The organism is Xanthobacter luteus (assembly GCF_040049235.1).
Taxonomy (GTDB): Bacteria; Pseudomonadota; Alphaproteobacteria; order Rhizobiales; family Xanthobacteraceae; genus Xanthobacter.
In genome coordinates this window covers 369,664-386,959 of the sequence record NZ_JBDZDO010000006.1, presented here as the reverse complement: position 1 = coordinate 386,959, position 17,296 = coordinate 369,664, and the positions used below count along the sequence as shown (strand labels likewise).

At 69.4% G+C, this 17,296-nt stretch carries 13 protein-coding genes; 4 read left to right on the top strand and 9 right to left on the bottom strand.

The genetic code is table 11. From position 1 onward, the window contains the following. Window positions 1-8 precede the first annotated feature (8 nt). The 3 genes from ABLE88_RS19240 to ABLE88_RS19230 all read right to left on the bottom strand — a co-directional run bounded on the left by ABLE88_RS19240 (window position 9) and on the right by ABLE88_RS19230 (window position 4,885). A complete protein-coding gene (locus ABLE88_RS19240; protein ID WP_348833316.1) occupies window positions 9-1,181 on the bottom strand; it encodes an acetyl-CoA acetyltransferase in 1,173 nt (390 codons plus the stop codon). An 80-nt stretch (window positions 1,182-1,261) separates the two neighbouring features. Further along, window positions 1,262-2,959, bottom strand: coding sequence for a formate--tetrahydrofolate ligase (locus ABLE88_RS19235; RefSeq protein ID WP_348833314.1), 1,698 nt, complete (start codon window positions 2,957-2,959; stop codon window positions 1,262-1,264). Between the two features lie 252 nt (window positions 2,960-3,211). Continuing rightward, entirely contained in the window at window positions 3,212-4,885 is a 1,674-nt protein-coding gene (locus tag ABLE88_RS19230) for an electron transfer flavoprotein-ubiquinone oxidoreductase (RefSeq protein WP_348833313.1), read from the bottom strand. 177 nt (window positions 4,886-5,062) lie between these two features. Here ABLE88_RS19230 and ABLE88_RS19225 point away from each other — a divergent pair, with 177 nt between their 5' ends. Further along, entirely contained in the window at window positions 5,063-5,926 is an 864-nt protein-coding gene (locus ABLE88_RS19225) for a uracil-DNA glycosylase (protein WP_348833312.1), read from the top strand. Window positions 5,927-6,005: 79 nt separating this feature from the next. Here the strand turns inward: ABLE88_RS19225 and ABLE88_RS19220 are convergent, their stop codons facing one another. From ABLE88_RS19220 to gcl, 5 genes are all read right to left on the bottom strand, one after another. Then, a complete protein-coding gene (locus ABLE88_RS19220; RefSeq protein ID WP_348833311.1) occupies window positions 6,006-6,494 on the bottom strand; it encodes a CYTH domain-containing protein in 489 nt (162 codons plus the stop codon). Window positions 6,495-6,735: 241 nt separating this feature from the next. Beyond that, the gene (gene pyk, locus ABLE88_RS19215) at window positions 6,736-8,250 is read right to left on the bottom strand and encodes a pyruvate kinase (protein WP_348833310.1); all 1,515 of its coding nucleotides are present in this window, start codon (window positions 8,248-8,250) and stop codon (window positions 6,736-6,738) included. Window positions 8,251-8,516: 266 nt separating this feature from the next. Then, window positions 8,517-9,395, bottom strand: coding sequence for a 2-hydroxy-3-oxopropionate reductase (locus tag ABLE88_RS19210; protein ID WP_348833308.1), 879 nt, complete (start codon window positions 9,393-9,395; stop codon window positions 8,517-8,519). A 185-nt stretch (window positions 9,396-9,580) separates the two neighbouring features. Further along, a complete protein-coding gene (gene hyi, locus ABLE88_RS19205) occupies window positions 9,581-10,360 on the bottom strand; it encodes a hydroxypyruvate isomerase (protein ID WP_348833307.1) in 780 nt (259 codons plus the stop codon). Window positions 10,361-10,558: 198 nt separating this feature from the next. Further along, on the bottom strand, window positions 10,559-12,334 hold the full coding sequence (gcl, locus tag ABLE88_RS19200; protein ID WP_348833305.1) for a glyoxylate carboligase: 1,776 nt from the start codon (window positions 12,332-12,334) through the stop codon (window positions 10,559-10,561). Between the two features lie 219 nt (window positions 12,335-12,553). Here gcl and ABLE88_RS19195 point away from each other — a divergent pair, with 219 nt between their 5' ends. Both ABLE88_RS19195 and pncB read left to right on the top strand, forming a co-directional pair. Then, the gene (locus ABLE88_RS19195) at window positions 12,554-12,796 is read left to right on the top strand and encodes a YARHG domain-containing protein (RefSeq protein WP_348833304.1); all 243 of its coding nucleotides are present in this window, start codon (window positions 12,554-12,556) and stop codon (window positions 12,794-12,796) included. Between the two features lie 136 nt (window positions 12,797-12,932). Continuing rightward, window positions 12,933-14,225, top strand: a complete 1,293-nt coding sequence (gene pncB / locus ABLE88_RS19190) for a nicotinate phosphoribosyltransferase (RefSeq protein WP_348833303.1) — start codon at window positions 12,933-12,935, stop codon at window positions 14,223-14,225. A gap of 13 nt (window positions 14,226-14,238) precedes the next feature. On the opposite strand, the gene ABLE88_RS19185 is transcribed toward pncB, so the two are convergent. Then, on the bottom strand, window positions 14,239-16,791 hold the full coding sequence (locus tag ABLE88_RS19185; protein ID WP_348833302.1) for a heavy metal translocating P-type ATPase: 2,553 nt from the start codon (window positions 16,789-16,791) through the stop codon (window positions 14,239-14,241). Between the two features lie 142 nt (window positions 16,792-16,933). On the opposite strand from ABLE88_RS19185, the gene ABLE88_RS19180 reads away from it, so the two are divergent. Then, window positions 16,934-17,209: a metal-sensitive transcriptional regulator gene (locus ABLE88_RS19180; RefSeq protein ID WP_348833301.1), complete on the top strand. Its 276-nt coding sequence runs from the start codon at window positions 16,934-16,936 to the stop codon at window positions 17,207-17,209. Window positions 17,210-17,296 lie beyond the last annotated feature (87 nt).

Here is a 17,296-nt window from a genome sequence, read left to right as displayed (position 1 = left end):
ATCCAGACCTACTTCACGCGCTCGAGGAGCGAGACGTAATTGGCGACCGCCGCGCCGCCCATGTTGAACACACCGGCGACCTTGGCGCCCTCGATCTGCATGTCGCCCGCCTCGCCCATGAGCTGCATGGCCGAGAGCACGTGCATGGACACGCCGGTGGCGCCGATCGGGTGGCCCTTGGATTTCAGCCCGCCCGAGGGGTTCACCGGCAGCTTGCCGTCCTTCTGGGTCAGCCCCTCGCGCACCACCTTGTAGCCCTCGCCGGGCTTGGCGAGGCCCATGGCCTCGTACTCGATCAGCTCGGCGATGGTGAAGCAGTCGTGGGTCTCCACCAGATCGAGGTCCTCCAGCGTGAGGCCGGCCTCCTCCAGCGCCTTCGCCCAGGCGCGGCGCGCGCCCTCGAAGGCGATGGGGTCGCGGCGCGACAAAGGCAGGATGTCGTTGGCCTGGGCCCGGGCCCGGAAGGCGACCGCGCGGGTGAGGCCCTCGGCGACGTCGGCGGAGGCGATCACCAGCGCCGCCGCCCCGTCGGAGACCAGCGAGCAGTCGGTGCGGCGCAGCGGACCCGCCACATAGGGGTTCTTCTCGGAGATGGTGTTGCAGAACTCGAAGCCGAAATCCTTGCGCATCTGCGCATAGGGGTTCGACACGCCGTTCTTGTGGTTCTTGGCGGCGATGCGCGCCAGCTCCTCGGAGCGGTCGCCATAGCGCTGGAAATAGGCCTGGGCGATGCGTCCGAACACGCCGGCGAAGCCGCCGTCGATGTCCGCCTCCTCCTTGCGGTAGGAGGCGTTGAGCAGGATGTCGCCGACCTCGGCGGTGGGCTTGGCGGTCATCTTCTCGGCGCCCACCACGAGCGCGACGCGGCCGCGGCCGGCCTCCACGTAATTGAGGGCGGAGTGGATGGCCGCCGAGCCGGTGGCGCAGGCATTCTCCAGCCGCATGGCCGGCACGTGGGCGAGCTCGGGGATGCTGAGCGCCGGCATGGCGCCCTGGAAGTCCTGCTTCTGGAAGCCGGCATTAAACACGCCCACATGGATGGAATCCACGTCCGAAGGGGCAAGGCCCGCATGCTCGATGGCGGCGCCGGCGACGCGCCCCATGAGCGCCTCGGTGTCGGCGTCCTCGAGCTTGCCGAACGGCGAATGGGCCCAGCCCACGATGGCGGCCTTGGCGTCCATGGCATGTCTCCCTCAGGGTAGTCTGTCGATCGCGCTCTAACGCAGTTCCCGGAGCCTGTCCAATACCTGGGCCGTATACATCAGGACAGCCCGGCGATGGTCCCGTCGGGGGTGACGAAGATGTCGTGGGCGGCGGGCTTCGAGGGCAGGCCCGGCATGGTCATGATGTCGCCCGCGAGCGCCACCACGAAGCCGGCGCCGGCCGACAGGCGCACCTCGCGCACCGGCAGCACATGGTCCACCGGCGCGTTGCGCAAGGCGGGATCGGCAGAGAAGGAATACTGCGTCTTCGCCATGCACACCGGCAGCGCGCCGAAGCCCTGGGCCTCGAACTCGGCGAGCTTGCCGCGGGCCGCGGGCGCGAACTCCACCCGCGCGGCGCGGTAGATCTCGCGCGCCACGGTCTCGATCTTGGAGGCGAGCGGCGCCTGGTCGGGATAGAGATAGCGGAAGTCGGACCGCCGGTCGGCGAGCGCCTCCACCTCGCGCGCCAGCGCCTCCGCCCCGACCCCGCCCTCGGCCCAATGGGTGCAGTCGTGGACGTTCACGCCGAGCGGCGCCACCGCGGCGGCGACCGCGTCGCGCTCGTCCTGCGTGTCGGAGGTGAAGCGGTTGAGCGCCACCACCACCGGCAGGCCGAACTTGCGCAGGTTCTCCACGTGGCGCTTGAGGTTGGCCGCGCCGAGCGCGACCGCCTCCGGGTCCGGCGCGGAAAGTCCTTTCAGCGGCACGCCCCCATGCATCTTCAGCGCCCGCACGGTCGCCACCACCACGGCGGCGGCGGGCGCGAGGCCGGCCTGCCGGCACTTGATGTCGAGGAACTTCTCCGCCCCGAGGTCGGCGCCGAAGCCGGCTTCCGTCACCACATAGTCGGCGAGCGCCAGCGCGCTCTTGGTCGCCATCACCGAATTACAGCCGTGGGCGATGTTGGCGAACGGCCCGCCATGCACGAACGCCGGCGTCGCCTCCATGGTCTGGACCAGGTTCGGCTGGAACGCGTCGCGCAGCAGCGCCACCATCGCGCCGACCGCCTCCAGCTCCTCGGCGCGGATGAGCCGGCGCGCGCGGGTCTGCGCCACCACCATGCGCGAAAGGCGTGCCTCGAGGTCGGACAGGCTCTCGGCGAGGCAGAAGATGGCCATCACCTCGCTCGCCACCGTGATGTCGAAGCCGTCCTCGCGCGCAAAGCCGTTGGCCGGTCCGCCGAGGCCCACCGTGATGTGCCGCAAGGCCCGGTCGTTGAGGTCGACGACGCGCCGCCAGGCGATGCGCCTTGTGTCGATGTCGAGGGCATTGCCCCAATAGACGTGGTTGTCGATCAGCGCCGCCAGCAGGTTGTGGGCGGCCGAGATGGCGTGCAGGTCGCCGGTGAAGTGCAGGTTGATGTCCTGCATGGGGATGATCTGGGCGTGGCCGCCGCCGGTGGCGCCGCCCTTGGCGCCGAACACCGGGCCGAGGGAGGGCTCGCGCAGGCAGATGGCGGCCTTCTTGCCGAGCCGGGCCAGGGCGTCGCCGAGGCCGATGGTGGTGGTGGTCTTGCCCTCGCCCGCCGGGGTGGGGCTGATGGCGGTGACGAGGATCAGCTTGCCGCGCGGGCGGGTCGCCAGCGCGCCGGCGAAATCGAGCGCCAGCTTCCCCTTGTGGGGACCGTAGCGGTAGAGCGCCTGCGGCGGAATCGAGAGCTTCTCCGCCACCACCTCGATCGGCAGCGGCGTGACGCGCCCGGCGATGGCGGCGTCCGAGTTGGGATCGATCGGGCGGGCGGTTCTCTGATGCATGCGGCAGGACCTTCTGGCGCGGAACCCTTGAGCGCGCGGCATGGGATGCGCCCGTGTCTCGGGCTCTAGGCTTCTTGCTTGGACGCGTTTTCGTGACGCAAAACCGGAACCCACTTCTGCTGCAACGCGCCGGGATCCCCATCGAAAGGCTGCGGAGCGACGACAGCCTCTAGGATGCCCTCCGGGACGCGGCAAGCGCAATCGGCGCCGCGCCGTTATCCAGCCTGCCGAAGGAAACCGGCGCCGCCGGCCTCACATATTGGGATAGTTCGGCCCGCCGCCGCCCTCGGGCGCGGTCCAGGTGATGTTCTGGTTCGGGTCCTTGATGTCGCACGTCTTGCAGTGCACGCAGTTCTGCGCGTTGATCTGGAAGCGCGGGCCCGACGCCTCTTCCACCCATTCATAGACGCCGGCCGGGCAGTAGCGGTTCGACGGGCCGGCGAACACGTCGTGCTCGGACGCCTTCTGGAGCGCCATGTCACGCACCACGAGATGCACCTGCTGGTCCTCCTCGTGGTTGGTGTTGGAGATGAACACCGAGGACAGCTTGTCGAAGGTCAGGACGCCGTCGGGCTTGGGATAGGCGATGGGCTTGAAGCGCGCGGCGGGCTTGAGCGACGCCGCATCGGTCTTGCCGTGCTTGAGGGTGCCGAACAGCGAGAGGCCGAACAGCGTGTTGGTCCACATGTCGAGCGCGCCGAGCGGGATGCCGAGGAAGGTGCCGAAGCGCGACCACAGCGGCTTCACGTTGCGCACGCGCTTCAAGTCCGCGCCCACCGCCGAGCCGCGCCAGGCCTCCTCGTAGCTGGCGAGCTCGTCCGCCCCGCGGCCCGCCGCGAGCGCGTCGACGAGGTGCTCGGCGCACAGCATGCCCGAGAGCACGGCGTTGTGGCTGCCCTTGATGCGCGGCACGTTGACGAGGCCGGCCGCGCAGCCCACCAGCACGCCGCCGGGGAAGCTGAGGCGCGGCACGCTCTGGTAGCCGCCCTCGGTGATGGCGCGGGCGCCGTAGGAGATGCGCTTTGCGCCCTCGAAGGTGCCGCGGAAGAAGGGATGGGTCTTGAAGCGCTGGAACTCGTCGAACGGCGAGATGTAGGGGTTCTCGTAATTGAGGTGGACCACGAACCCCACCGCCACCTGCTCGTCCTCCATGTGATAGAGGAAGGCGCCGCCGCCGGTCTTGGAATCGAGCGGCCAGCCGAACGAATGCTGGACCAGGCCGGGCCGGTGCTTCTCCGGCCTGACCTTCCAGAGCTCCTTGAGGCCGATGCCGAACTTCGGCGGCTGCGCGTCCCGGTCGAGGTCGAATTTGGCGATCAGCTGCTTGGTGAGGTGGCCGCGCGCGCCCTCGGCGAACACGGTGTAGCGCCCGCGCAGCTCCATGCCGCGGGTGAATTCGGCCTTCGGTTCGCCGGTCCGGTCGACGCCCATGTCGCCGGTGGCGATGCCCTTCACCACGCCGGCCGCGTCGTAGAGGATCTCGTCGGCGGCAAAGCCCGGATAGATCTCCACCCCGAGCGCCTCGGCCTTCTGCGCCAGGAAGCGGCAGACATTGCCCAGCGAGCCGATATAGTTGCCGTGATTGTCCATCAGCGGCGGCATGGTGAAATTGGGCAGCCGGATGCCGCCCGCCGGGCCGAGGAAGTAGAAGTGGTCGTCGGTCACCTGGACCGAGAGCGGGGCGTCGGCCTGGGCGCGCCAGCCGGGCAGGAGCGCATCAAGGCCCGAGGGATCGATCACCGCGCCGGAGAGGATGTGGGCGCCGACCTCCGAGCCCTTCTCCACCACCACCACGGAGATCTCGGTGCCGCGCGCGGCGGCGAGCTGCTTCAGGCGGATGGCGGTGGCAAGGCCGGCCGGACCGGCGCCGACCACCACCACGTCGTAGTCCATGCCCTCGCGTTCAGGCAGCTCCGCCTGGCTCATACCGCATGCTCCCAGTCTGCAATCCCAGCTTGATTGGACTTTTTCCATGCTTGCGCCGCAAACACAATCCGCGACATGCCGCATGGGGAAACACGCTTGCCTATACGCCTCCCAGCGGCCGGCAGACAGCCGACGCGGCGCGTTCAATCCGGCCCGCTCCCGGTGTAAGCTGCCCCCATGACCGTGACCTTGGACACCGACTGGGCCGACGTGCTCGCCTTCCATGCGGAGGCGGGCGTCGACGTGGCCATCGGCGAGGCGGCCATCGACCGGTTCGCCGAAAGCGCCGCCGAGGCCGCCCGCGCGCGGTCCCAGCCGGCTCCGCCCGCCGCCAAGCCGCCCGCGGCGGCGCAGCCTCCCCGGCCTGCGGCGCCATCCCTGCCGGCGCCGGTCGGGCCGGCGCTGGTCAACCAGGCGCCCGACGCCGCCGCCATGGCCGCCCGCGAGGCGGCGCGGGAGGCCCGCAGCCTCGAGGCGCTGCGCGCCATCATGGAGGGCTTCGAGGGCTGCGCGCTGAAGAAGACCGCGAGCCGCCTCGTGTTCGCCGACGGCAACCCGCAGGCGCAGGTGATGTTCGTGGGCGAGGCGCCGGGCCGGGAGGAGGACGAGCAGGGCCTGCCCTTCGTCGGCCGCTCCGGGCGGCTGCTCGACCTGATGCTCGCCGCCATCGGCCTCGACCGCACCCGCGCCTACATCGCCAACGTCATCCCCTGGCGCCCGCCGGGCAACCGCACGCCGACGCCGCAGGAGACCGCCATCTGCCTGCCCTTCATCCGGCGACAGATCGAGCTTGCCAATCCGGAGGTGCTGGTGTGCCTCGGCGGACCGTCGGCCCAGGCGCTGCTCGGCACCCTTGAAGGCATCACCCGGCTGCGCGGGCGCTTCATGGACTTCGATACCGGCACGCGCACCGTCCGCGCCATCGCCACCTTCCACCCGGCCTATCTGCTGCGCACCCCGGCGGGCAAGCGCCTCGCCTGGCGCGACATGCTGGCGGTGGAGGCGGCGCTGGCGGAGCGCGCCGCCGGCGCATCGTCCTGAGGCCCTTCGGCGCGAAGAATTTTCCGCCATCGGCGGGCGCCGGTGTCCGACGCGGCCGGCGGCGGCGCCGGACCGGCCCTCAGCCCGCGCGGCACAGGCCCCGTGCGCCGTTGCCCAGCGGCGCGCTCACGAGGGACGAGTTGCGGTAGCGCGGGTCCGAGGTCACCTCCGCCCCGGCCCAGGGCGGCAGATCCACGGCCTCGTCGGGGTCCCTGAGCTCGATCTCGGCCACGATCAGGCCCGCATTGTCGGCCTCGAACACGTCGATGGTCCAGGTCTTGCCGGCATGGTCGACGAAATGGCGCGTCTTTTCGATGATCGGCTGCGCGCACAGGGTCTCCAGCATCGTGACCCCATCGGAGAACGGGATCGGATACTCGAATTCCGCCCGTGAGATGCCCTCGGTCCGGCTCTTCACGGTGAGGAAGGCGTTCTGGTCGGCGAGGCGGACGCGGACGGTCGCGTCCTCGCCGAGGCACAGATAGCCCTGGCGAATGCGGCAGGCCCGCGCCCCGGCGCGCCAAGCGTCGGAGATCACGAGGAACTTGCGCTCGACTTCGACGGACATGAAAGACGGACACCGGACGAGGAAGGCGTAAACATTGCCCGTCCGCCCCCGCCGCCGTCCAGTCCCTTTATGCATGAAAGAATTGGTCCGGCCGCGGGAAAACGTTTTCTCGCCGCCCGGCACGGAACATTCGGGCAATAGCATTGTCCTGATAACAATGGCTGCCCAGGCGGACGTCCGTTTCGGCTGCGATCTGTCGCCGCAGCCCGCTATACGGTCGCGATCCGCCCGGCCGCGTCGGTCACGCGTGCACCTTGCGCTTGGGCAGGGGCGCCGCCTCGGCGTCCACGTCGTGGCGCGAGGGCGGGTTGGTGGCGCCGATGGTGGTGATGCGCATGATGTTGGTGGTGCCGGGCTTGGCGAACGGCACGCCGGCGGTGATGGCGAGCCGGTCGCCGGGCTTGCCGAGCCCGTGCTCCACGGCGACGCGCACCGCGGTGTCCACCATATCGCCGAACGAGTGGATGTCCTCCTTCATGTGCACCGCATGCACCCCGTAAGAGAGCGCGAGGCGGCGCGCGGTCTCCAGCTTGGGGGTGAGGCCGAGGATCGGGATCATGGGCCGCTCGCGCGCCGCCCTGAGGCCGGTGGTGCCGGAGGAGGTGAAGGCCACCAAGGCGGTGGCGTCGACCGCGATCGCCGCCTGGTAGGTGGCCTTGGTGACCGCGTCGCCGATGGTCTTGCCCCATTCCGCCTGGGTGGCGTCCAGCACCTGGCGGTAGCCGGGATCGCGCTCCACGTGGCGGATGATGTCGTCCATGAAGGTCACCGCCTCCACCGGATACTGGCCGGCGGCGGTCTCGGCGGAGAGCATCACGCAGTCGGCGCCCTCATAAACCGCGGTGGCGACGTCGGAGACCTCGGCGCGGGTGGGCACCGGCGCGGTGATCATGGATTCAAGCATCTGCGTCGCCACGATCACCGGCCGCCCGAACTTGCGCGATTCCGCGATCATGCGCTTCTGCAGCGCCGGCACTTCCGCGAGCGAGAGCTCCACGCCGAGGTCGCCGCGCGCCACCATGATGGCGTCGGAGAGCTCCACCAGCTCGGTCAGGTGCTCCACCGCCGCCGGCTTCTCCATCTTCAGCATCACCGCGGCGCGGCCCTTGATCAGGTCGCGCGCCTCGTGGATGTCCTCGGGGCGCTGGACGAAGGAGAGGGCGATCCACTCCACCCCCTGCGCGCAGGCAAATTCCAGGTCGGCGCGGTCCTTCTCGGTGAGCGGCGACAGCGGCAGCACCACGTCCGGGATGTTGAAGCCCTTGTTGTTGGACAGCTTGGTGCCCGCCACCACCTGGGCTTCCAGATACCCCTTGCCCTTCTTGATGACCTTGAGGCGCACCTTGCCGTCGTCGCACAGCACGGTGGAGCCGACGGTGAGCGCCTCCAGGATGTCGGGGTGCGGGATGGGCACGCGCGTCGCGTCGCCGAGCCGGTCCACGTCGGCGTCGAAGTGGAGCACGTCGCCGGGCTTGAGCGCGATGGCGCCGTCCTTGAAGCGGCCGATGCGCAGCTTCGGCCCCTGCATGTCGGCGATGACGCCGATGGGACGGCCCATCTCCTTCTCCAGGCGGCGGATGCGGGCGAGCACCTCGCCGTGGTCGGCCTGGGTGCCATGGCTGAAATTGAGCCGGAACACGTCCACGCCGGCGACGAACAGCGCCTTGAGCTTCTCCTCGCTGTTGGAGGCGGGCCCCACGGTGGCGACGATCTTGGTGGCGCGGTTGCGCTTTTGATGGTGGCGCTTCGTGGGCATCGGGTTTCCTCCTGGCGCCCGGCTTCGTCAGGCACGGGCTGGCGTGTTTAGGTCATGATGGCCCGCAATCGTGTAAGCATAAAGTCGCAGAAAAGGCAGCAAGGCTGCCGCATGCTCCCCTGCCCGGCATGGACGACAGCCCCGCGCCCCTCCCCCAAGCCGGGAGGGCCAGCCTCTCGCCGGAGGCGGCGCGCAGATCCCGATCGCCCTCCAGCCCGGCCGGAGGGCGAAGGATCGCGAGAGCGGACCGCCGCTCTCGCCACAGCTCACGCCACGTCGTGGGCGGCCATCAGCTCCAGGGCCTTCACCATGGCCGAGTGGTCCCATTTCGCCCCGCCATGGGCGACGCAGGCGTTGAACAGCTCCTGGGCATTGGCGGTGTTGGGCAGGCTCACGCCCAGCGCGCGCGCGCTCTGCAGCGCGAGGTTCAGGTCCTTCTGGTGCAGCTCGATGCGGAAGCCGGGATCGAAGGTGCGCTTGATCATGCGCTCGCCGTGCACCTCGAGGATGCGCGAGGTGGCGAGCCCGCCCATGAGCGCCTGGCGCACCTTGGCCGGGTCCGCGCCCGCCTTGGAGGCGAACAGGAGGCCTTCCGCCACCGCCTCGATGGTGAGCGCGACGATGATCTGGTTCGCCACCTTCGCCGTCTGGCCGGCGCCGACGCCGCCCACCAAAGTGATGTTCTTGCCCATCTTCTCGAACAGCGGCTTCACTTTTTCGAAGGTGGCCTCCGCGCCGCCCACCATGATGGTGAGAGAGGCCGCCTTGGCGCCCACCTCGCCGCCGGAGACCGGGGCGTCGAGATAGTCCGCGCCGGCCTCCTTGAGACGGGCGGCGAAATCCTTGGTGGCGACCGGGGAGATGGAGCTCATGTCCACCACGATCTTGCCGGCCGAGACGCCCTCGACGACGCCGTCGGTGCCGAACAGCACCTTCTCCACGTCCGGCGTGTCGGGAACCATGGTGATGATGACGTCCGCCTTGCGCGCCACCTCGGCCGGCGAGCCGCAGTCCACGGCGCCCTTGTCGAGCAGCTCCTGCGCGGGCTTGGAGCGGTTGTGGACGTAGAGCGTGTGGCCCGCATCCATGAGGTGCCCCGCCATGGGACGGCCCATGATGCCGAGGCCTATGAAACCGACGTTCATGTGCGTTTCTCCTGAAGAGTGTTGGTTGTGCACGGGTCCGCGGTTCTCCCCTCTCCCCTTGTGGGAGAGGGGCCGGGGGTGAGGGGGCCGGCGGTGCGATGCCCCTCACCCGTCCCGCGGCTGCGCCGCGGTCCACCCTCTCCCACAAGGGGAGAGGGGCCACCCGCGCGATTTGATGGCGCGCCTCACCCCTTGTAGGGGGCGAACCAGCCGAGGCCCTCGTCCGTCGTGGTCTTCGGCTTGTATTCGGCGCCGATCCACCCGTCATAGCCGATCTCGTCGATGGCCTTGAACAGGAAGGGATAGTTGATCTCGCCCGTGCCCGGCTCGTTGCGGCCGGGATTGTCGGCGAGCTGGATGTGGCGGATGCGGGCGGCGTTGGCGCGCAGGGTCGGGGTGAGGTCGCCCTCCATGATCTGCATGTGGTAGATGTCGTACTGGAAGAAGATGTCGTCCGCCCCCACCTCGTCCAGCACCGCCAGGGTCTGCTTGGTGTTGTGCAGGTGGAAGCCGGGAATGTCGCGGGTGTTGATGGCCTCCACCACGAACGGAATGCCCGCTTTCTTCAGCTCGGCGGCGGCGAACTTGAGGTTCTTCACCAGCGTCTCGTGCACCGTCTGCGCCGGCACGTCCTTGGGCGTGATGCCCACCAGGCAATTGACCGCCTTGGTGCCGAGCGCCTTGGCGTAGTCGATGCCCAACGCGATGCCGTCCTGGAACTCGCCTTCGCGGCCGGGCAGGCAGGCGATGCCGCGCTCGCCCTTGGCCCAGTCGCCGGCCGGCAGATTGTGCAGCACCTGGGTCAATCCGTGCGTGGCGAGCCGCTCGACGAGCGCCTCCTTCTCGTACGGATAGGGGAAGAGATACTCGACCCCCTTGAAGCCCGCCTCCGCCGCCTTGGCGAAGCGGTCGAGGAAGTCGATCTCGTTCCACAGCATGGTGAGATTGGCGCAGAACTTGGGCATGTCTTCTCCGCTGGCTGAGCCTTGGTTCTTATGGATGCGTCCGCGATGCGGGTTCCTGGCGCGCGTGATGCCCCGGCCGGTCCGGGGCATCCACGGTTAACTGAAGCGGGCGGCATTGGGGAGAGGCGGATCGTCCGGACCACCGGGGATCCGCCGCAAGGCGTGAGCGGCGGGCGGGGAGCGCCCGTTCGATCCGCCCTACTCCGCCGGCTCCATGGCCCTCACCTGGTCGAGCGGCACGTCCAGCACCTCCTCGAACTCGGTGATCTTGTCGATCTCGACCCCCATGGCGATGTTGGTCACCCGCTCGAGGATGAATTCCAGCACCACCGGCACCTGGTGCTCGGCCATGAGCTTCTCGGCGTCGGCGAAGGCGGCCTTGAACTCGTTGGGCGTGCGCACGCGGATCGCCTTGCATCCGAGGCCCTCGGCCACCGCCACATGGTCGACGCCGTAGCCGCCCGCCTCCTCCGAATTGATGTTCTCGAACGCGAGCGAGACCTCGAAATCCATCTCGAAGCCACGCTGCGCCTGGCGGATCAGGCCGAGATAGGAATTGTTCACCACCACGTGGAGATAGGGCAGCTTGTGCTGGGCGCCCACCGCCAGCTCCTCGATCATGAACTGGAAGTCGTAGTCGCCCGACAGCGCGACGATCTTCGCATCCGGCCGCGCGGCGCGCACGCCGAGGGCGGCGGGCAGGGTCCAGCCGAGCGGGCCGGCCTGGCCGCAATTGATCCAGTTGCGCGGCGCATAGACGTGGAGGAACTGGGCGCCGGCGATCTGCGACAGGCCGATGGTGGTGACGTAGGTGACGTCGCGTCCGAGCGCCTCGTTCATCTCCTCATAGACCCGCTGGGGCTTCAGCGGCACGGCGTCGAAATGCGACTTGCGCAGCATGGTCTGCTTGCGCTCCTGGCACTCGCGCACCCAACCTGACCAGTCGGGGAGCGCGCCCTTGGCCTTCATCTCGCGCGCCGCCACCACGAACAGTTCGAGCGCCGCCTTGGCGTCGGAGACGATGCCGAAGTCGGGGCCGAACACGCGGCCGATCTGGGTCGGCTCGATGTCCACGTGGATGAATTTGCGGCCCTTGGTGTAGACCTCCACCGAGCCGGTGTGGCGGTTGGCCCAGCGGTTGCCGATGCCGGCGACGAAGTCGGACGCGAGCAGGTTGGCATTGCCGTAGCGGTGCGAGGTCTGCAGGCCGCACATGCCGGCCATCAGCGGGTGGTCGTCCGGGATCGTGCCCCAGCCCATGAGGGTGGGGATGACCGGGATGCCGGTCAGCTCGGCGAACTCCACCAGCAGGTCGGACGCGTCCGCATTGATGATGCCGCCGCCGGCGACGATCAGCGGGCGCGCGGCGTCGGCGATCATCTCCATGGCCTTGTCGATCTGCGCGCGGGTGGCAGCCGGCTTGTAGACCGGCAGCGGCGCATAGGTGTCCTCGTCGAACTCGATCTCGGCGAGCTGCACGTCGAGCGGCAGGTCGATCAGCACCGGGCCGGGACGGCCCGAGCGCATCACGTGGAACGCCTGCTGAAACACCATGGGCACGAGCGCCGGCTCGCGCACGGTGACGGCCCATTTGGTGACCGGCTTGGCGATGGATTCGATGTCCACCGCCTGGAAGTCCTCCTTATAGAGGCGCGCCCGCGGCGCCTGGCCGGTGATGCACAGGATCGGGATCGAATCGGCCTGCGCGGAATACAGGCCGGTGATCATGTCGGTGCCAGCGGGGCCGGAGGTGCCGATGCACACGCCGATGTTTCCGGCGACCGCGCGGGTATAACCCTCCGCCATGTGGGAGGCGCCCTCCACGTGGCGCGCCAGGACGTGGCGGATGGAGCCGCGCGCCTTCAAGGCGGAATAGAGCGGGTTGATGGCCGCGCCGGGAACCCCGAACGCGTTGGTGATGCCTTCCTTTTCCAGAACGCGGACGGCGGCGTCGACGGCTCTCATGCGGGCCATGGCGTCCTCCTCGAGGGCTTTTGGTTGTGCTTGGTGTGTGGGATACACCGCCGCGGCTTTCGCATCTATGGAAGAGATAGAACGACATTGATGCAATTTCGGAAATAATCATGCCGCCCTATCTTCGCCCGGCGGCGCGGTGCTACGGTGCCCACGAAGACGGGGGAGGTGGACATGGACGGGGGTCGGGCCATCCGGCGCGCGCTTGGAGGCATGGTCATGGCTGGCGCGTGCGCCTTCGCGCCGGCCGCGGGAGCGCAGGCGTTGAGCGAGCTGTCGTGCCGCGCGCTGTGGTACCAGCGCAATGCGGTCTATGCCGAGCAGGGCTATTGCTTCAAGACCAAGGACGCCATCGCCACCTTCGGCGAACGGTGCCATCCTCCTTTTGGCCAGCTCACGCCCGCCCAGCAGCGTTATGTGAACGAAGTTAAGGCCTGGGAAGCGCGCAAGGGCTGCCGCTGAGCCCACTTTGCTGCGAATGGATCGCATCGCGCGGCGACGTGCTATAGCTGTCCGCCCGCCTCACCATGGACGCTCCTGACCGGACGCCCGCCCGGGATGCTCCTCTGGACGCTCCCCAAAACAATGCCAAGACGCCATGACCGACATCGCCACGCGCGTCTACAACCACGATTGGAAGATCGACCCCATCGTGCGGTCGGTGCTCGACACCGATTTCTACAAGCTGCTGATGGGCCAGACCATCTTCCGCCGCCATCCGGGCGCGCGGGTGACCTTCGGCATCCATAACCGCACGTCCTCGATCCGCCTCGCCGACATCATCGACATCGGCGCGCTGCGCGAGCAGCTCGACCACGTGCGCTCGCTGTCGCTGACCCGGGGCGAGAGCACCTGGCTGCGCGGCAACATGTTCTACGGCAAGCGGCAGATGTTCTCGCCGGACTACGTGTCCTGGCTCGAGCGCTTCCGCTTCCCCGCCTATCACCTGGAGAAGTGGGACGGGCAGTACGAGCTGGTGTTCGAGGGCCCGTGGGTCGAGACCACCATGTGGGAGATCCCGGCGCTCGCCATCATCAACGAACTGCGCTCGCGCGCGGTCTTGAAGGGCATGGGCAAGTTCGAGCTCCAGGTGCTCTATGCCCGCGCCATGACGCGGGTGTGGGAGAAGGTGGAGTTCCTCAAGACGCTGGCGCCCATCAACATCGCCGATTTCGGCACAAGGCGCCGCCACGGCTTCCTGTGGCAGGACTGGTGCGTGCAGGCGCTCATCGAGGGGCTCGGCGAGGGCTTCCTCGGCACCTCCAACTGCGTCATCGCCATGCGGCGCGAGGTGGAGGCCACCGGCACCAACGCCCACGAATTGCCGATGGTCTATGCCGCGCTCGCCCGCACCGACGCCGAGCTCGCCTGGGCGCCCTACCAGGTGCTCGCCGACTGGCAGGAGGACTATGAGGGCAACCTCAGGGTGATCCTGCCCGACACCTTCGGCACCGACGGCTTCCTCGCCCACGCCCCCGACTGGGTGGCGCAGTGGACCGGCATCCGCATCGACAGCAAGGAGCCGGTGGCGGGCGGCGAGGAGGCGATCGCCTGGTGGCGCGCGCGCGGCCAGGACCCGCGGGAGAAGCTCGCCATCTTCTCCGACGCTTTGGACGTGCAGGAGGTGGCGCGCATCCACCGCGCCTTCTCCGGCCGCATCCGCATGGGCTTCGGCTGGGGCACGCTGCTCACCAACGACTTCCGGGGCCTGGTGCCGGACGGCGCGCTCGACCCCATCTCCATCGTCTGCAAGGTGATCTCGGCCAACGGGCACGCGGCGGTGAAACTCTCCGACAACCCCACCAAGGCCATGGGGCCGCCGGCCGAGATCGCGCGCTACAAGCGCATCTTCGAGGTGGGCGTGCAGCAGGCGCGGCCGGCGCTCGTCTAAGCCGGCCCCCGGCTTATTGCGGCTTCCAGGTGCGCAGCAGGAGCGCGTTGGCGATCACGCTCACCGAGGAGAGCGCCATCGCCGCCGCCGCCACCATGGGCGACAGCAAAAGCCCGGTCACCGGATAGAGCACGCCCGCCGCGATCGGCACGCCGGCCGCGTTGTAGAGAAAGGCGAACGCCAGGTTGCGGCGGATGTTCGCCATGGTCGCGCGCGAGAGCGAACGGGCGTGGGCGATGCCGTTGAGATCGCCCTTCAGCAAAGTGATGCCGGCGCTCTCCATGGCGATGTCGGTGCCGGTGCCCATGGCGATGCCCACGTCCGCCATCGCGAGCGCGGGGGCGTCGTTGACGCCGTCGCCGGCCATGGCCACCACGTGGCCCTCCCGGCGCAGGCGCTCCACCACCTCGGCCTTGCGGTCGGGCAGAACCTCCGCCTCCACCTCGGTGATGCCGAGGCGCTTGGCCACGGCGAGCGCCGTGGTGCGGGTGTCGCCGGTGAGCATGACCACCCGCACGCCGTCGCGCGCGAGGCGCCGCAGCGCCGCCTCGGTGGTGTCCTTCACCGGATCGGCCACCGCGACGAGGCCGGCGGCCTGGCCGTCGACGGCCACGAACACCGTGGTCGCGCCCTCGCGCCGGTGGCTCTCCGCGATCGCCGTCAGGTGATCCGTCGGGATGCTGTGGTCGCCCAGATAGATGCCGTGGCCCACCACCACCCGGTGCCCGTCGACGGTCCCGGCGATGCCCTTGCCGGCGGTGGCCTCGGCGTCCGTCGGCGCGGCAAGCGGAAGGTCGCGCGCCTTGGCCTCGGCCAGCATGGCGGCGGCGAGCGGATGCTCGCTCGCCCGCTCGAGGCTGGCGGCGAGGCGCAGCACCTCGTTCTCGTCCTGGCCGTGGACGGCATGCACCGCCACCACCTTGGGCTTGCCGAGGGTCAGGGTGCCGGTCTTGTCCACCACCACCAGGTCCACCTTCTCCATGCGCTCCAGCGCCTCGGCGCTCTTCACCAGCACGCCGAACTGGGCGCCGCGCCCCACCCCCACCATCACCGACATGGGGGTGGCGAGCCCGAGCGCGCAGGGGCAGGCGATGATGAGCACGGAGACCGCCGCCACCAATGCGAAGGTCAGGCGCGGCTCGGGCCCCGCCGCCATCCACACCGCGAACGCGACGCAGGCGGCGGCGAACACCGCCGGCACGAACCAGGAGGAGACCTGGTCGGCGAGCCGCTGGATCGGCGCGCGCGAGCGCTGGGCCTGCGCCACCATCTGCACGATCTGGGCGAGCAGCGTCTCGCGGCCCACCTTCTCGGCGCGCATCAGGAAGGCGCCGGAGGCGTTGACCGTGCCGCCGATCACCTTCTCGCCCGCCTCGCGGGAGACCGGGAGCGACTCGCCGGTGACGAGGCTCTCGTCCACCACCGCCCGGCCCTCGGTGACGATGCCGTCCACCGGCACCTTCTCGCCCGGGCGCACGCGCAGCACGTTGCCGGGGGCGACGAGGTCGAGGGCGATCTCCTCGTCCGCGCCGGCGGCGGTGACGCGCAGCGCCGTCCGCGGCGCGAGCGACAGCAGCGCCCGGATGGCGCCCGAGGTCTGCGCGCGGGCCTTGAGCTCCAGCACCTGGCCGAGCGCCACCAAAACGGTGATCACCGCCGCGGCCTCGAAATAGACCGGCACGCCGCCGCCGTGGGCGTGGAAGGCGTGCGGGAACACGCCGGGCGCGAAGGTCGCCACCAGGGAATAGAGATAGGCCACCCCGGTGCCCATGGCGATCAGGGTGAACATGTTGAAATTCCGCGTCTTCAGCGACAGCCAGCCGCGCTCGAAGAAGGGCCGGCCGACCCACAGCACCACCGGGGTGGCAAGCGCGAACTGCACGTAGCTGGAGATCTGCTGCGGCAGCAGGTGGAGGCCGAACAGATGCTGGCCCATCTCCAGGACGAACACCGGCAGGGTGAGCGCGAGGCCGATCCAGAACCGCCGGCTCATGTCGGCGAGCTCTTCGTTCGGGCCCTCCTCGAGGGTGACGAGCTCGGGCTCGAGCGCCATGCCGCAGATCGGACAGATGCCGGGGCCGATCTGCCGGATCTGCGGGTCCATGGGGCAGGTATAGATGGTGCCTTCGGGCACCGCGGCGGGCGGCGGCGGCGCCTGCTCCCCGGTATAGACGCCGGGGTCGGCCTTGAACTTCGTCTCGCACGCGGACGAGCAGAAGAAATAGGTCTTGCCGGCGTGCCGCGCGGCGTATTTCGCGTCGGCCGGCTTGACGCTCATGCCGCACACCGGGTCGGTCACCGGAGCAAGATAGCGTGCCGGATCGGCCTCGAACTTGGTCTTGCAGCCGTTGCCGCAGAAGTGGAACGCGCGCCCGCCATGGATCGTGCTCGGCTTGCCGGCCTCGGGCGAGGGGTCGACGTCCATGCCGCAGACCACGTCCTTCACCTTGGCGGGGGCGGCCGGATGCGCGGACGCCGCGTGCGCGTGCTCATGCGCCGGATCATGCCCGCCGCAGCAGGCGGCGGGGGCGGCGGGCGCGCCGGGGGTGGACGGGTCGTGTGCCATGGCGGCTCCAAGCAGGATCTGGCGCCAGATGGGGCCGATCGGGCACCGTCGGCCTTGCGCTGGCTCACAATGGGCAGAACTTCGACGCCCCGGAGGGGCCTGCGGCTTGTTTGATATACCCATAGGGGGTATAAGGCAAGCCATGCACAGCCCCGACAAAGACCACGTCCTCAAACGCCTCGCCCGCATCGAGGGCCAGGTGCGCGGCCTCTCCCGCATGGTGGAGGAGGAGCGCTACTGCATCGACGTGATCACCCAGATCTCCGCCGTGCGCGCCGCGTTGAGGAGGGTGGAGGAGGAGGTGCTGCGCCAGCACGTGGCGCACTGCGTCGAGCACGCCATCCGCGCCGGGGACGCCGAGGACCAGCGACGGAAGGTGGCCGAGCTGATGGACGTGATCGTCCGCGCCGAGCGCTAGAGGCGGATCAATAGGTCAGAGGGCGCTGGAGGACGGACGCCGAGGCACGCCCTCTGCCCCAGTGTGAGGCTGGGGGTGCGGGGTTCG

Bases quoted from the DNA above. Each gene is read 5' to 3' on its own strand.
- ABLE88_RS19240 (WP_348833316.1), bottom strand. From the start codon at position 1,181: ATGGACGCCAAGGCCGCCATCGTGGGCTGGGCCCATTCGCCGTTCGGC.
- ABLE88_RS19235 (WP_348833314.1), bottom strand. From the start codon at position 2,959: ATGCATCAGAGAACCGCCCGCCCGATCGATCCCAACTCGGACGCCGCC.
- ABLE88_RS19230 (WP_348833313.1), bottom strand. From the start codon at position 4,885: ATGAGCCAGGCGGAGCTGCCTGAACGCGAGGGCATGGACTACGACGTG.
- ABLE88_RS19225 (WP_348833312.1), top strand. From the start codon at position 5,063: ATGACCGTGACCTTGGACACCGACTGGGCCGACGTGCTCGCCTTCCAT.
- ABLE88_RS19220 (WP_348833311.1), bottom strand. From the start codon at position 6,494: ATGTCCGTCGAAGTCGAGCGCAAGTTCCTCGTGATCTCCGACGCTTGG.
- pyk (WP_348833310.1), bottom strand. From the start codon at position 8,250: ATGCCCACGAAGCGCCACCATCAAAAGCGCAACCGCGCCACCAAGATC.
- ABLE88_RS19210 (WP_348833308.1), bottom strand. From the start codon at position 9,395: ATGAACGTCGGTTTCATAGGCCTCGGCATCATGGGCCGTCCCATGGCG.
- hyi (WP_348833307.1), bottom strand. From the start codon at position 10,360: ATGCCCAAGTTCTGCGCCAATCTCACCATGCTGTGGAACGAGATCGAC.
- gcl (WP_348833305.1), bottom strand. From the start codon at position 12,334: ATGGCCCGCATGAGAGCCGTCGACGCCGCCGTCCGCGTTCTGGAAAAG.
- ABLE88_RS19195 (WP_348833304.1), top strand. From the start codon at position 12,554: ATGGCTGGCGCGTGCGCCTTCGCGCCGGCCGCGGGAGCGCAGGCGTTG.
- pncB (WP_348833303.1), top strand. From the start codon at position 12,933: ATGACCGACATCGCCACGCGCGTCTACAACCACGATTGGAAGATCGAC.
- ABLE88_RS19185 (WP_348833302.1), bottom strand. From the start codon at position 16,791: ATGGCACACGACCCGTCCACCCCCGGCGCGCCCGCCGCCCCCGCCGCC.
- ABLE88_RS19180 (WP_348833301.1), top strand. From the start codon at position 16,934: ATGCACAGCCCCGACAAAGACCACGTCCTCAAACGCCTCGCCCGCATC.